This window comes from Microbacterium sp. LWH3-1.2 (assembly GCF_040675855.1).
Taxonomy (GTDB): Bacteria; Actinomycetota; Actinomycetes; order Actinomycetales; family Microbacteriaceae; genus Microbacterium.
Genome location: NZ_JBEGIK010000001.1, coordinates 718,794 through 733,377 on the forward strand (window position 1 = coordinate 718,794; position 14,584 = coordinate 733,377).

Consider the following 14,584-nt stretch of genomic DNA (forward strand, 5'->3'; position numbering starts at 1 on the left):
CGGCATCCGTTGTCGTGCGAGTCGATGTCCGAGCGGCACTGTCTGCCGTACTGTGAGCGGATGGCGTTCGATCCCCGTGACGTTGCGGCATTCGTGGCCTTCGTGCGCGCCGAAGCGCAGGGTGTCGTCGCGACCGTGTCGCCATCGGGAGCGCCCGAGGCGGCGCTCGTCGGGATCGCCGCGCTCGACGACGGCACGCTCGTGTTCGACACGCTGGTGGGCTCGCGCAAGGCCGAGAACCTGCGCCACGACCACCGCATCGCGGTCGTCATCGGGACGGGAGGCTCCGTGTCGGCGCAGATCGACGGCTTCGGGACGATCGTGCGCGGCACCCTCCGCGAAGAGTACGGCGGCGCCTACAACGCGCAGTTCCCCGGCTCGCGCGCACTCCACCCGGACTTCGCGGTCGTCGTGGTCCGCCCCGCGTGGGTGCGGGTCTACGACGCATCGGAAAGCCCTGCGAACGTCACCGAAGCGCGCTGGTGACGCCGCCGGCGGCGACCGCCGGATGCAGATGCTCGGACGCGAGGGCCACGACCGCCTGACGGGCGCCGGCGGCGAGGCATCCGTTCACGTCCTCACCCGAGAGCAAGGCGGCCAGGAAGCCCGCGAAGAACGCGTCGCCGGCACCGTTCGTGTCGACAGGATCGACCGGGACGGCGTCGACGGTCGCGCGCTCCCCAGACGCGGTGAGCGCGACGGCGCCCCGTGCACCGAGGGTGCAGACGGCGAGGCGCGGCCCCCGGTCGAGGCAGCTCTGCATGAGCGACCACGGGTCGTCGGTCGCGTCGTCGTTCATGAAGACGACGTCGGCGACCCGGAGGAACGGCTCATGGAACTCCGCCGAACCGTCGTAGTCGTGGAGGTCGGTCCAGATCGGGGCTCCTGCGGCGCCCGCGAGCCGTCGCCGCACGATCGCCATGCCGACCTCGCTGAGGTCGACGACCGCGATGTCGGCGTCGGCGAGGGCGCTCTCGATCCGATCGATCGTGTCGAGGGATGCCGCCGACGGCGTCGCGAGGTAGAGACTCACGCGCTCCCCCGCCGCGGTCATCAGGTTCGCGTGGCGCTCGGTCCGCTCTGACGGGTACGCCTCGACCCGCACCCCCGCCGCGTCCAGCGCGGCCGACACACGCCGGCCGTCGTCGTCGGAGTGCAGCAGCGCATGGAGCGTCACGTCGACCCCGCGGTCAGCCAGGTGCAAGGCCTTGCCGGCCGACGTCCCGCCGAGCGTATGCAGCTCGCCGAGCGCGAACTGCATGTGCGGCACCGGCTCGGGAAGCCGGTCGAGGAGGATGAGATGGTTCCACGAGGCGGGTCCGCACACGGCGACCCGGGCGTCAGCGAGCGACATCGCCCCAGTCAACCAGCCGTCGCCCGGAAGCCGGCTTTGCGCGCCGGGTCGGAGCGAGCGGTTCCGTGAGATCTCGCCACGCCCCGGCGTCGAGCCCCGCTGGTCCCCCAGCCGTGGGCGCGGAAACGCCCGCGGCTCGCTAGAGTTCCGGCATGGGGGAGGACGTCCCGGCACAGGAGTTCACCCGCGCCGATCGCACCCGTCATCGCGAGAAGGTCCGGCGCAACCTCGACGTGTTCGCGCGCATGCTGGCTGAGGCGCACTTCGACACCGATGACCCGCTGACGGGCCTCGAGGTCGAGCTCAATCTCGTCGACGAGGCGGGTGACCCGGCCCTGCGCAACGCGGAGGCCCTCGAGGCGATCGCGGATCCGGCGTTCCAGACCGAGCTCGGGCAGTTCAACATCGAGATCAACGTGCCGCCCGCCCGTCTGCGCGAGGGAGGGCTCACCACCTTCGAGCAAGGTCTGCGCGACAGTCTCAACCACGCCGAGGAGCGCTCGGCCGCCATCGGCGCCCACCTCGTGATGATCGGCATCCTGCCCACCGTCGCCGAGGGGCACCTCCGGCCCGACAGCATCAGCGCGAACCCCCGGTACCGGCTGCTGAGCGAGCAGATCCTCGACGCGCGCGGCGAGGACATCTCGATCTCCATCGACGGTCCCGAACGGCTCTTCGCCACCGCGGACTCGATCCTGCCCGAGGCGGCGTGCACGAGCACGCAACTGCATGTTCAGACCTCTCCCGACGCGTTCGCCGGGTACTGGAACGCCTCACAGGCGATCGCCGGCGTGCAACTGGCGGTGGCGGCCAACTCGCCCTACCTCCTGGGCAAGGAGCTGTGGCGCGAGACGCGGATCCCGCTGTTCGAACAGGCCACCGACACCCGCAGCGAGGAGCTGAAGGTGCAGGGGGTGCGGCCGCGGGTGTGGTTCGGCGAACGTTGGATCACCTCGGTGTTCGACCTCTTCGAGGAGAACGTCCGCTACTTCCCGGCGCTCCTGCCGATCGTCCACGACGACGACCCGATGGCCGTGCTCGAGTCGGGCGGCATCCCCGACCTCGCGGAGCTACGCCTGCACAACGGCACCATCTACCGCTGGAACCGCCCGATCTACGACGTCGCGGGCGGGGTGCCCCACCTGCGGGTCGAGAACCGGGTGCTCGCCGCCGGGCCCACCGTCGTCGACACCGTCGCCAACGCCGCCTTCTACTTCGGCCTCGTGCGTGCGATCGCCGAGAGCGACCGGCCGCTGTGGTCGCAGCTGTCGTTCACCGCTGCCGAGGAGAACTTCCACACAGCCGCCCGAGACGGCATCGACGCCCAGCTCTACTGGCCGGGTGCCGGCCAGGTGCCTGCCGCCGAGCTCGTGCTGCGGCGCCTGCTGCCCCTCGCGTATCGGGGCCTCGATGCGTGGGGCGTCGACGCCTACGACCGCGATCGCCTGCTCGGCATCATCGAGGGCCGTTGCCTCACCGGCGTCACCGGCGCAGGCTGGTTCACCGACCGGATGCGCCGCCGCACCGGGATGGAGCGCTACGACGCCCTGCGCGCCACCCTGCTCGAGTACCGCGACGCGATGCACACGAACGAGCCGGTGCACACCTGGAGCTGATCCCCGGCCGCGATGCCGTCAGCCGGCGAGTGCGGCCGCGCGCCAGTCCGTGAGCACACGCGCCGCAGCCCGGGTGTGCGACCACGGCATCTGCGGCACCTCGAGGCGGCCCTCGGCGAGTGCGAGCGAGATGGCGTCGGCTTCGGCGGCCATCGGCTGCACGGTCGGCACCTCGACGACCCGCTCGTCGGCGCCGCGGCGGATGATCAGCGTCGACGGGCTCACGGTGCGGCTGCCCCACACGTTCGGGAGCAGCACGTCGGCGTCGTCGAACCGCAGGAGAGCGAGGTCCGAGAGGTCCTCGACGACCGCGGTCGCCATCTGCGCCGTCACCGAGCCGAATCCGATCTCGGCGGTCGCCCAGCCGTCGACGCCGTTCACGAGTTCCGCCTGGAAGCTCCGGCACTCCGGCGTGTCGATCGGCTGGCCCGCCGCGGCCGCGAGGTCGATCGCGAGCGCCAGCGGGTAGCAGCCGACGTCGAGGATGGCCCCGCCGCCGACCGCCGGATCGAACAGCCGCCCCTCGCGCGTGCCGGCATCGAAGCCGAACGCGCCCTCGAACCGGTGCAGCTCGCCGAGCTCGCCGCCGGCGGCGAGCTCGCGCAGCGCGTCGGCGAAGGGACCGAACCGCGTTTTGAAGGCCTCGAGGAAGGGCCGCCTCGCACGCTGCGCCGCCTGCAGGATCCGCTCCACCTCATCAAGCGTCGGGCTCGCGGGCTTCTCGCACAGCACGGCCTTGCCCGCATCGAGCGCGCGGATCGCGAGGTCGGCGTGGGCCGTGTGGACCGTCCCGACGTACACCGCGTCCACGTCGTCGCGGGCCAGGACCTCGTCGTAGGTCCCGGATGCCGCGGCCCCGTGCTCGGTCGCGAACGCCGACGCGCGCTCGGCCGACGAGCTGCCCACGGCATGCAGCATCCCGTGTTCCGAAGCACGAAGCCCGACCACGAAGTCCCGGCTGATCTGTCCCGGCCCGAGGACCGCCCATCTCGTCTTCGCCTGATTCACGCCCTGATGCTATCGAGCCGCAGCACCTCACACGCCGGATCAGGCGACCGGCTCTGCGGCCTCGCGCGCGGCGCGAGCGGACGAGCGGACCGCGCCGATGCTCGCGGCGATCACCAGCGCGATGCCGAGGACTTCGAGCCAGGTCATATGTTGTCCGAGGAATATGAAGCCTGCGAGGGCCGCGGTCGCAGGCGCGAGGCTCATGAGTATGGCGAAGATCGCAGCCGGCAGGCGCCGGAGCGCGACGAGCTCGAGGGCGTACGGGATCGTCGACGAGAGCACGGCCACTGCCGCGCCCAGCGCGACGATCTCGATCCGCAGGAGGGCGGCGCCGGCGTCCGCGATCCCGAACGGCACGGAGATCAGCGCGCCGACCGTCATCGCGAGCGCGAGCCCGTCGAGCTTGGCAAACGCCCGGCCGACGCGCGCCGAGGAGAGGATGTAGAACGCCCAGCTGGCGGCGGCGCCCAGTGCGAACAGCACGCCGAGCGGGTCGAGCCGATCCCACCCGCCGCCGCCCAGCGCGACGACGCCGACGAGCGCGAGCAGCGCCCACAGCCACGCCGAGGCGCGGCGTGCGGCGACGATCGACAGCACGAGAGGCCCGAGCACCTCGATGGTCACGGTGACGCCGAGCGGCAGACGCTCGAGAGCGAGGTAGAACAGCCCGTTCATCAGCGCGAGCACGAGCCCGAACAGCCCCACCGCTGTCCAGTCGGCTCGCGAGTGGCCGCGCAGGCGGGGTCGCGCGATCAGCAGCAGCACGATCGCCGAGAACACCAGGCGGAGCATCACCATGCCGAGCGGCCCGACCTGCGGGAACAGAAGGACGGCGATCGACGCGCCGACCTCCTGGCACGCGAGGCCGACGATCAGCAGCAGGATCGCGGGCGTCGTCCCCGAGCGTGCATCGCCCGCGGCGGCAGTGCGTCCGGGGCTTGCCCCCGTGTTCACTCCGCTGCCGGAGGAGTGCAGACCGCGAGGGTGTCGATCGCTGCGTGGTACTGCTCAGCGGTCCAGGGAAGGCCTGCCTCGGGCGCCGTCTCGCCCGCCGACGCGGGCGTCTTCGAGGCGATCGCCGCCAGCTCCCACGCCAGGTACTCGCCCACGGCAGCGTCGGCCGCGGAGTTGTTGAGTACGAGGGCCACCGTCAGACCCGTCGTGGGGTCTGCGAAGGCCGCGGTGATGTAGCCCGGCATCTTGCCGTACTGGCCGATGAGCGATCCCGCGATCAGCGCACCACCGTCCGCGGCGTACCACGACGGGCCATCGGCGGCGACCGCGACCGGTGCGTTGAATCGGTCGTCGTCCTCGACGAGGGAACCCGACGCCAGAGACTGCACGTAGCGTCCGAGATCGTGGATGTCGGTGACCACCCCCGCGTCGGTGAAGCCGCTGCTCGACGAGGCCGCGGTCATATCGAGCGGCTGCGCGCAGTCGAGGGCGCCCTCGGCGTTGTTGACCGACTGCCCGCCCTGGAGCACGCCCGAGGAGGGCAGCTCACCGAGCGCGGTGGCGTCGAGCCCGAGCGGATCGGCGACGTAGCCGCGGATGAGGTCGGCGGCCGTCTGCTCGGTCGCGCGCTGCAGCGCGAGGCCGAGCAGCACGTACCCGGCATCGGAGTCGCGATAGGCGACGCCCGGGTCGCTCGTGCGCGGCTGGCCGAGGCCGAAGCTCGCCAGGTAGCGCGGGTCCCACACCCGGTCGGGGTTCGAGAGCCACGACGAGTACAGCTGGCCGGCGTAGGAGCCGATGCCGGACGTCCCGTCGCAGAGCTCGATGAGCGTCACGTCCTTCAGGTCCGGCACGCCCGAGACATACTCGGTGATGCTGTCGTCGAGCTCCACCTCGCCCTCGGCAGCGGCCTCGAAGAGCACGTCGCACGTCATGGCGCGCGTCACCTTGCCGGCGCGGAACACCAGATCGTCAGTGACCTCGCCGCCGCCGTCGGGCCGTTGGGTGCCGAGGCCTGCGACCCAGCTGCCGCTCCACGGCGCCCAGACGCCCACGATCGCGCCGGATGACCCGGTCACACCCATCGCGTGGGTGACGGCATCCGTCAGCTGCTGCACGGTCTCATCGGCGAAAGCCGCGGTCGTCTGAGGGGGCACATCAGGCTGGATGTCGCCTTCGAACGAGCACCCGGCGAGGAGCAGCGCGGACGTCATGGCACCGGCGAGCACCGCGATGGCGCGTCGATGTGTGGAGCGGGTCCGCATTCTCACCCCCCGATGATCGTGCAATGAATTCAAACACACCATCGCCGCCTGCGTTGAACGGTGATCCGTAGGGTGAAGTCATGACGCACCTCTTCGACGATGCCGCCCTGACCGGGGTGCTCGGCCACATGAACGGCGACCACGCCGGCGACAACCTCCTGATCTCGCGCGCATTCGCCGCGGACGCGGGAGTCGCGGATGCCGAGATCAGCGCTGCGACGATGACCGGGTTCGACGGCGATCAGGGTGTCTGGCAGGCGACGCTCGACGACGGCACGACCGCGGAGATCGCGGTGCCGTGGCCGACTGGTCCGATCACGGAGCGCCGCGAGGTGCGACGCGAGATCGTCGCGCTGTACGACGAGGCGTGCCGCCGCCTCGGAATCGAGCCCCGGCCGCACGCGTAGGGAAATTGGGGTTAGGTTCGCCTTATCTTCAGTTAGCATGAAGGTATGAGCGACCCGATCCCGTTCTCCGCCGCGCTGCGCGAGCGCTCCAGCAGCTCGCATTCGTCGAGCGAGCACTCCGGCTTCATGGCGGACCTCATGAAGGGCGAGGGCACCCGCGAGGACTACGTCGCCCTCGTCGTCCAGCACTGGTTCATCTACGAGGCACTCGAGCGCACCGCCGGCCGGATGCGCAACGACCCGGTCGCAGCCGTGTTCATCTCCGACAAGCTCACGCGCCTTCCGGCGCTCGAGGCCGACCTCGAGTTCCTGGTCGGGCCCGACTGGCGCGACCGCATCGAGCCGCTGCCGACGACCCGCCGTTACGTCGACCGCATCAACGAGGTCGGCGCGACGTGGGCGGGCGGCTTCGTCGCCCACCACTACACGCGCTACCTCGGCGACCTGTCGGGCGGCCAGTTCATCGGGCGCCTGATGGCGCGCCGCTTCGGCTTCGACACGAACGGCATCGGGTTCTACCTGTTCGACGACATCGCCGACCCGAAGGCCTTCAAAGACGTCTACCGCGAGCAGCTCGACGCCGCCCCGTGGGATGCCACGGAGCAGGAGCGCGTGATCGAAGAGGTGCTGCTCGCCTACCGCTTCAACACCGAGCTCTTCGAGGATCTCGCGACCGCCAAGGCCGCCCATGCCTCGCACGTCGCCTGACGGGTCAGGCGACCGGCGTCCCGCGCACCGCGGACGCCATGAACCGCCGCACGTCGGGGTCGACCTGGATGTCGCGCGGCCGCAGCGGGCGTGACAGGTAGAGGCCGTCGAGCGACGTCAGCCGCGACAGCGCGACGTAGGTCTGGCCGGGTGCGAAGGCCCCCGAACCTAGGTCGATGATCGCGCGGTCGTACGTCTTGCCCTGCGATTTGTGGATGGTGACGGCCCAGGCCAGCCGCAGCGGGAACTGCGTGAACTCGGCGACGATGTCGCGGGTGAGCTCCTTCGAGCCCGGGTTGTAGGAGTAGCGGTACTTCTCCCATACCGACGGCTCGACGTCGAACTCGTCGCCCTCCACGTCGACGCGCACGGTCTCGCCGGCGATGCGGGTGACGGTGCCGATCGTGCCGTTGACCCACCGCGGCGGCTCGCCGAAGGACTGGGTGTCGTTGCGCAGGAACATCACCTGGGCCCCGACCTTCAGCTTGAGCTCGATGTCGGCCGGGTAGGCGGCATCCCCTCGTCCGAAGTCGCCGTTGACCTCCGCCATCGCCGTCTGCTCGCGGCCCACCAGCTCGTTGAGGTGCCGCCGGTTGATGTTGTTGACGATGTCGTTGCGGGTCGCCAGCGTGATGACCGGATGCTCGCCGTCGAGGGGATCCGGGGGAGTGCGCGCGCCGGTGCTGTTGAGCACCTCGGCGATGTCGGCCGTCACCCGGCCGTACCGCACCGCGTTGAGCATCGCCTTGAAAGCGGGATCGGACTGCCGATGGATATCGACCAGCTCGCGGATGTTGAGTTCGGCCCCGTACGACCCGACATCGAGGATGCCGTCGGCCTGGGCCTCGCCCACCCACACCTTGGCGTCGAAGAACCAGAACGACCGGTAGTGGTCCCGAACGTAGCGCAGCTCGTCGCCGCGCGGCGGCACGGGCGCCAGCTGGTACGGATCGCCGAACATGACGATCTGCGTGCCGCCGAACGGCTCTCCGCGTCGGCCGCGTGCCTTGCGCAGGGACCGGTCGATCGCGTCCATGAGGTCGGCGTTGACCATCGAGATCTCGTCGATCACGAGCGTGTCGATCGCATTGAGGAGCTTCCGGGTCGCGTCCGACTGGTCCTCGTCGTGCGAGCCGATGATGCCGAGGGGCAGCTTGAAGAGCGAGTGGATCGTCTGGCCCTCGACGTTGAGCGCCGCGACGCCGGTCGGGGCGCACACCGCGATCTGCTTGTTGGTGTTCCACGCGAGGTGCTGCAGCAGCGTCGACTTGCCGGTGCCCGCGCGCCCGGTCACGAACACGTGCTCGCGGGTGTCTTCGATGAGCCGGAACAGCGCCTCCTGCTCGGCAGACAGAGGCGGAGTGTTCACCGAATCATGTTAACGAGCGGATGCCGCCTCCCGGCCCTGCGCGCCGCGATCGGTGGAGACCGGCTCGCTCTCCACAGGCGGCTCCGCCTCCCGCCACGCCGCGGTGCCGGCGACGACCTCGTCCATCATCGCCCGGAACCGGGGGCAGGTCGTCGGTGCCGACTGATCACCTCTCTTGACACCACCCGCTCACCGGACCATCGTCATCTCAAGGGGGTAGAGCAATGACGCGGTCTCCTGAACACAGCAGTCAGCGCGTGAGCACGAATGCTCCGACACCACGACCCAGCGCGGCAGCACACAGGGTTCGAGCCGATTCTCCCGACCCGCCGCAGGCAGTCCGTCGGTGGGACTATCCCGCACACGCGACCAGACCCGCCGAGCGCCACGAGTAGCGGTCTCGTCGCGCCCGGGCCCTGGGCTGCCCGCAAGCGGCGCCGACCTCGTCGAATATGCCGGGCCTGACCGATCCTCCACCGGGCGGCGAACGCTCTCCGCGCCATCGGCGTGCATCAGGCCCTGTCGTGATCCGCGACAACGCGAGCGGCCGATGGTGTGACCGCCGATCAGCGCCGACCCTGCGTATCGCCGCCGCCCGATCAGGGCGGGCTACGGTGCGGTTCTGGATCAGACGCTCGGCGTCATGTTCGGTTAGTCAGGCAGCGTCTGGGATCGCCGGTGCCTCTGCGCGCCGGGAGTAGGAACGCCGCAAGCAGAACCGTGAGCAGCGGATCCGCTCCGCACACCCGAAGCCTGGCACGCGCCCACGCGTCCGGGGCGTGAACCCGAGTGGACTGCCAGTCCACAACTTCGCGTTCCACAGGGGCCTCCCGGCCACGCTTTCCTAGACTGGGCGCGTGGACCGGGGGGCTGTGAACACGTCGCCGGGCGGCGCGAGTGCGTCTCCGGCCACTCCTGCGACCCCTGAGACCCCCGCGGCGACCCCGGAGGGCGCGGTCATCCGACCACCCGTCAAAGGGCGGCCCCGCCGCCGTCTCGCGCTCGATCTCACGCTGCTCGGCATCGTCGGCGTGCTCCTCCTCGGCGCCGCACTCGCGGCGTGGGGGGTCATTCAGCGGGAGTACTACAGCCCCAAGGCGTTCGTCGAAGGCTACGTGCAGCTGCTCGCCGAGGGGCGCGCGGCCGACGCGCTCGCGGTGCCCGGTGTCGCCGTGACCTCCGTCGAGCTCGAAGCGGCGGGTCTGCCGCCGACGGCGTCCGAGGCGCTGCTGCGCAGCTCCGCCCTCGCCCCCATCCGCGATGCGCATGTCGTCTCGCAGGAACCGGACGGCGACGTCACGCACGTCACCATCGAGTACACGGCGCGCGGCCACGACGGCCGCACGACGTTCTCGGTCGAGCAGGACGGCTCCATCGGCCTCGCGCCGACGTGGCGTTTCGCGAAGAGCCCGCTCGCGGTCATGAACCTCGGCGTCACGGGCTCGATGGTCTTCGATGTGAACGGCTTCGAGATCGACAAGCGTCAAGTGTCACCGGACGGGGCGGATGCCGACCCGGCCGCCCCCGTCTCGCTCCTCGTCTTCTCGCCCGGGCTGTACTCGGTGTCGGTCGACACCGCGATCTCGAGCACGCCGGGCGTCGCCGTCCTCTCCGACAGCCCGTTCCGCGCGATCCCGGTGAATGTCGTCGCTCAGCCCACCGAGAAGTTCCTCAGCGTGGTCCAGGAGAAGGTCGAGGAGTTCCTCACCTCCTGCGCGACGCAAGAGGTGCTGCAGCCGACGGCGTGCCCGTTCGGCTTCTTCGTCGAGGACCGCATTACCTCGCTGCCGAAGTGGTCCATCACCCAGCAGCCGACGGTCGCGGTCGAGCCCGCCGGCGCCGGCTGGTCGATCCTCGCCAGCGAGGCCGTCGCCCACATCGATGTCGGCATCCGCTCTCTCTTCGACGGTCGCGTGCGCGCCGTCAGCGAGGACGTCCCCTTCATCGTCAAGGGCACGATCACCGTGCGCCCCGACGGCGCCGCGACCATCGTGGTGACCGGTCCCGACACGAGGTAGCACCCGCCCGCTTCGCGCGGACGGGCCTTTCCGCCAGGATGGGTGCCGGGGTCGATGATGAGGTCGATGAAAGGCATCGCGCGCTGGGTTCCCGCCGTCGCGGTCGCACGCGAGTACAAGCGCGCGTGGCTGTGGCCCGACGTACGGGCCGGCATCGTCGTGACCGCGTTGCTGATCCCCGCGGGCATGGGGTACGCCGAGGTCGCCGGCCTGCCGCCGGTGACCGGACTTTACGCCACGATCGTGCCGCTGCTCGCGTACGCCGTCTTCGGGCCGTCGCGGGTATTGGTGCTCGGGCCGGACTCGTCGCTCGCGCCCATCATCGCGGCGGCGGTCCTGCCCCTCGCGCTCGGCGATGAGACTCAGGCCGTCGCGCTCGCGGGGCTGCTGGCGATCATGGTCGGCGCGCTGCTGCTGATCGGCGGGCTCGTGCACCTGGGCTTCGTGACCGACCTCCTGTCGAAGCCCATCCGCGTCGGCTACCTGAACGCGATCGCGGTCATCGTCATCCTGTCGCAGCTGCCGAAGCTGCTGGGGTTCTCGGTGGACGCGCCGACGCTGTGGCAGGGCGCCGTCGGGATCGCCGAAGCGATCGCTGCGGGAGGGATCGACCCCGTGGCAACCGCGTTCGGCGTCGGCTCCCTCGTCGTGATCTTCGCGCTGCGCGCGCTGCGCTCGCGCGTGCCCGGCACGCTCGTCGTGGTGGTGCTGTCCATGGTGCTCGTCGCGATCCTGGGTCTTGCGTCCGCGATCGCCGTCGTCGGCGCCCTTCCGCAGGGGCTCCCCGCGCCCGCACTCGCCGGACTGGAGTGGACGGACGTCGTCTCTCTGGCCCTGCCCGCCGCCGGCATCGCCCTCATCGCGTTCACCGACACCGCGGTGCTGTCCCGCACCTTCGCCGCCCGCCGCGGCGACAGCGTCAGCGGCAGCCAGGAGATGGCGGCGCTGGGCGTGGCGAACCTGGCCGGCGGCGCGCTGGGCGGCTTCCCGGTCTCGGGGTCGTCGTCGCGGACTCCGGTCGCCGAGCAGGCAGGCGCCCGCACGCAGCTGACGGGCGTCGTCGGCGCCGTCCTGCTCATCGTATTCATCCTCGTGCTGCCGGACCTCACGCGATTCCTCCCGTCGGCGACCCTCGCCGCCGTCGTCATCAGCGCAGCGATCAGCCTCATCGACGCGCGCGGCGTGGTGCGACTGGTGCGCATCAACGTCGTCGACGCGATTCTCTCCGCGGCCGCGTTCCTCGGCGTCCTCGTCTTCGGGGTTCTCGAGGGCATCGTCATCACGATCGGGCTGTCGTTCATCGCGTTCGTCAACCGCTCGTGGCGCCCGTACCGAGCAGAGCTCGGGCGCGTCGAAGGCCTGCGCGGCTACCACGACCTGTCGCGCAACCCCGAAGGGAAGAGGGTTCCCGGCGTCGTGATCGTGCGGTTCGACGCGCCGCTGTTCTTCGCGAACGGAGCGATCTTCGACGACTGGGTGCGCTCGCGCGTCCGCGCCGCCGGCCCTGCCGTGAGAACCGTCATCCTTGCCGCCGAGCCGATCACCGACATCGACACCACGGCCGCCGACGAGCTCGTCGAGCTCGACGATTACCTGCGGGCACGCGGCATCCGTCTCATCATCGCCGAGATGAAGTCGCCGGTCGTCGACGCTCTCGCCCGCTACGGCCTCACCGAGCGGTTCACGCCCGATCGCTTCGCCCCGACCGTCGGCGCCGCCGTCGACGAGGTCACGGGCACGCTGCGCGGCGACATCGCCGGGACGAAATGGGATGCTGCGGCCGAATCGCCGCGCCGCGACGAGGGTGGCGACGAGCCCTTCGGAAGCGCGAAAGGGTAGCTCAGCCGCCGGCGCGCGCGTCGCGTTCGGCCAGGGCGGCCAGGCGGGCGTTGTACTCCTCGAGCTCGGCGTCGCCCGTCCGGTCGGCGTGGCGGTCGCGGCGCCTGGTCTCGCGGTCGTCGCTGCGGCTCCACTGGATGGCGACCGTGATCGCGAGGATGAGTGTCGGGATCTCGCCGATCGACCAGGCGATGCCGCCGCCGGTGTACTGGTCCTCGAGCGGCGTCGCGCCCCACGTGCGACCCATCGAGCCGAACCACTCGGCGATCATGAGGCCTTCCTGCATCATGATCGCAATGCCGAAGAACGCGTGCATCGCCATCACGCCGATGAGGAGCAGCAGGCGCCCCGGGTACGGCAGGCGGTAGGGCACGGGGTCGATCCCGATGAGGCTCATCACGAAGAGATACCCCGTGATGAGGAAGTGCGCGATCATCCACTCGTGCCCGAGGTGGTCGTACAGCGACCAGCGGAAGAGATCGGTGTAGTAGAAGACCCACAGCGAGCCGATGAAGAGCCCTGCCGCGACGAACGGGTTCGTGAGGACGCGCGCCACCGGCGAGTGCACGGCCCACAGCAGCCACTCCCGGCCGCCGCGGGTGCCGTCGTCGCGCTTGTGGATCGAGCGCGCCGCGAGCGTGATGGGTGCGCCCGGCACGAGCAGCAGCGGGATCGCCATGGTCAGCAGCATGTGCCCGACCATGTGCATGCTGAAGAGGTAGTCCTGGTAGACGTTGATGACCCCGCCCGTGACCCACACGAGCAGCAGCCAGCCGACGACCCACATGATCGTGCGGTACACCGGCCACGCGTCGCCGCGGCGGCGCAGACGCCACACACCCACGAGGTAGAAGAAGATCGCGAACCCCGCGACGACGGCCCACAGCAGGTCGATGTTCCACGCGGTGATCCACCGGTCGACCGTGAGCTCGGGCGGGAGCGGCGCGCCGGTCAGGCGCTCGGCCGGCGTCGGCGTCGCGGGGATCAGCGGCGCGACCGGCGGGGGCGTGCGCGCGAGGGCAGCCGCTGCGCCGCTCGCGACGCCCATCAGGACGAGTTCGAAGAGGATGAGCGTCCAGAAGGCGCGGGCGGCAGCATCCGCGATCTTCATCCTCCCGATGAGGCGGGTGCGGTACCAGGCGCCGAGGAGGCCGAGGCCGACGAGCGCCAGCACCTTCACGCCGAGGATCACGCCGTACGGCGAGACGAGCGCCGACCAGTCCTGCAGGCCGATCGCCGCGCGCACGATGCCCGACACCGCCACCACGACGAAGGCGGCGAGCGCGATGCTCGAGTAACGGGCGACCGTCGCGACACTGTCGTCACGGGACTGCAGCGGCCGCACGACCATCAGGAGCAGCAGGCCGCCCAGCCACACCGCCGCGGCGATGATGTGCAGGATGAGCGCGGTCATCGCCTCGTGGTGGAACGCCTCTTCGCCGGAGTGGCCCTGGGTTCCCATCGGGACGAGGGATGCCGCGGCCAGGAGCGCCACGAAGAACGTCGCGGTCCACGAGCGCACAGCGAAGGTCAGCACCGTGAGGGCGGCGCCGGCGATCGTGGTGATGAGCCAGGTGCGCCCGACCTCGGTCTCGACGATGAAGCGGCCGAGCTGCGCGCCGAATTCCGGCCCGATGCTGAGGACGGGGTTGAACGCGTCGACGAACGTGAGGAAGCCGGTGGCGGCCGCGGCCATCGTGAACACGGCGGCCGAGATCGACGCCGTGTCCAGGGCGACGTCGAACGCGCGGTCCCCCGCTCGCAACGCGAACAGTGCCGTCACCAGCACGCCCACCATGCCGGCGGCGGAGAGGTTGACGAAGAGCTTCGCGGTCGGAAGCCCCCAGCGGACGAGGGGTCCGGGGTCCGCGATCGCGAGCGGCGCGGCGCCGCCGCCGAACGCCAGCGCCCACACCATGACCGCGAGCGCGGCCACGACGAGGATCGCGGGCCCGACGGCCCGCAGGGCGCGGGGGTTCACCCCTCAAGCCTACGTTGCGGGGCCCGTGCGGATCTCCGCCCGGAACATCAGAGAGGGGATGCCGC

12 protein-coding genes are annotated in these 14,584 nt (G+C 70.7%); 6 read left to right on the forward strand and 6 right to left on the reverse strand.

Translation table 11 applies throughout. The features are described 5' to 3' along the window. The first annotated feature begins 60 nt into the window (after positions 1-60). Positions 61-486: a pyridoxamine 5'-phosphate oxidase family protein gene (locus tag MRBLWH3_RS03450; RefSeq protein WP_363428744.1), complete on the forward strand. Its 426-nt coding sequence runs from the start codon at positions 61-63 to the stop codon at positions 484-486. On the opposite strand, the gene MRBLWH3_RS03455 is transcribed toward MRBLWH3_RS03450, so the two are convergent. After that, on the reverse strand, positions 467-1,354 hold the full coding sequence (locus MRBLWH3_RS03455) for a carbohydrate kinase family protein (RefSeq protein WP_363428746.1): 888 nt from the start codon (positions 1,352-1,354) through the stop codon (positions 467-469). The genes MRBLWH3_RS03450 and MRBLWH3_RS03455 overlap by 20 nt on opposite strands. A 152-nt stretch (positions 1,355-1,506) precedes the next feature. Between MRBLWH3_RS03455 and MRBLWH3_RS03460 the strand changes: the two genes are divergently transcribed. Further along, positions 1,507-2,970, forward strand: a complete 1,464-nt coding sequence (locus tag MRBLWH3_RS03460) for a glutamate--cysteine ligase (RefSeq protein ID WP_363428748.1) — start codon at positions 1,507-1,509, stop codon at positions 2,968-2,970. 18 nt (positions 2,971-2,988) lie between these two features. On the opposite strand, the gene MRBLWH3_RS03465 is transcribed toward MRBLWH3_RS03460, so the two are convergent. The 3 genes from MRBLWH3_RS03465 to MRBLWH3_RS03475 all read right to left on the reverse strand — a co-directional run bounded on the left by MRBLWH3_RS03465 (position 2,989) and on the right by MRBLWH3_RS03475 (position 6,197). Continuing rightward, complete coding sequence (locus tag MRBLWH3_RS03465) at positions 2,989-3,978, reverse strand: Gfo/Idh/MocA family protein (RefSeq protein WP_363428750.1); 990 nt, start codon at positions 3,976-3,978, stop codon at positions 2,989-2,991. 39 nt (positions 3,979-4,017) lie between these two features. Beyond that, positions 4,018-4,860, reverse strand: coding sequence for an EamA family transporter (locus MRBLWH3_RS03470; RefSeq protein WP_363435254.1), 843 nt, complete (start codon positions 4,858-4,860; stop codon positions 4,018-4,020). A gap of 68 nt (positions 4,861-4,928) precedes the next feature. Then, positions 4,929-6,197: a serine hydrolase domain-containing protein gene (locus tag MRBLWH3_RS03475; protein WP_363435257.1), complete on the reverse strand. Its 1,269-nt coding sequence runs from the start codon at positions 6,195-6,197 to the stop codon at positions 4,929-4,931. Positions 6,198-6,277: 80 nt separating this feature from the next. Here MRBLWH3_RS03475 and MRBLWH3_RS03480 point away from each other — a divergent pair, with 80 nt between their 5' ends. Continuing rightward, on the forward strand, positions 6,278-6,604 hold the full coding sequence (locus tag MRBLWH3_RS03480) for a DUF2470 domain-containing protein (protein WP_363428752.1): 327 nt from the start codon (positions 6,278-6,280) through the stop codon (positions 6,602-6,604). 45 nt (positions 6,605-6,649) lie between these two features. After that, on the forward strand, positions 6,650-7,312 hold the full coding sequence (locus MRBLWH3_RS03485) for a heme oxygenase (biliverdin-producing) (RefSeq protein WP_363428754.1): 663 nt from the start codon (positions 6,650-6,652) through the stop codon (positions 7,310-7,312). Between the two features lie 4 nt (positions 7,313-7,316). Here the strand turns inward: MRBLWH3_RS03485 and MRBLWH3_RS03490 are convergent, their stop codons facing one another. After that, entirely contained in the window at positions 7,317-8,681 is a 1,365-nt protein-coding gene (locus MRBLWH3_RS03490; protein WP_363428756.1) for an ATP-dependent DNA helicase, read from the reverse strand. Positions 8,682-9,538: 857 nt separating this feature from the next. Between MRBLWH3_RS03490 and MRBLWH3_RS03495 the strand changes: the two genes are divergently transcribed. Together MRBLWH3_RS03495 and MRBLWH3_RS03500 are read left to right on the forward strand one after the other, a co-directional pair. Further along, positions 9,539-10,699, forward strand: a complete 1,161-nt coding sequence (locus MRBLWH3_RS03495) for a hypothetical protein (protein ID WP_363428758.1) — start codon at positions 9,539-9,541, stop codon at positions 10,697-10,699. Positions 10,700-10,765: 66 nt separating this feature from the next. Next, positions 10,766-12,538, forward strand: coding sequence for a SulP family inorganic anion transporter (locus MRBLWH3_RS03500; protein WP_363428760.1), 1,773 nt, complete (start codon positions 10,766-10,768; stop codon positions 12,536-12,538). 1 nt (position 12,539) lies between these two features. On the opposite strand, the gene MRBLWH3_RS03505 is transcribed toward MRBLWH3_RS03500, so the two are convergent. Next, positions 12,540-14,519 carry a cytochrome c oxidase assembly protein gene (locus tag MRBLWH3_RS03505; RefSeq protein WP_363428762.1) on the reverse strand — a complete coding sequence of 660 codons (1,980 nt, stop codon included), beginning with the start codon at positions 14,517-14,519 and terminating at the stop codon, positions 12,540-12,542. Positions 14,520-14,584: the final 65 nt, after the last annotated feature.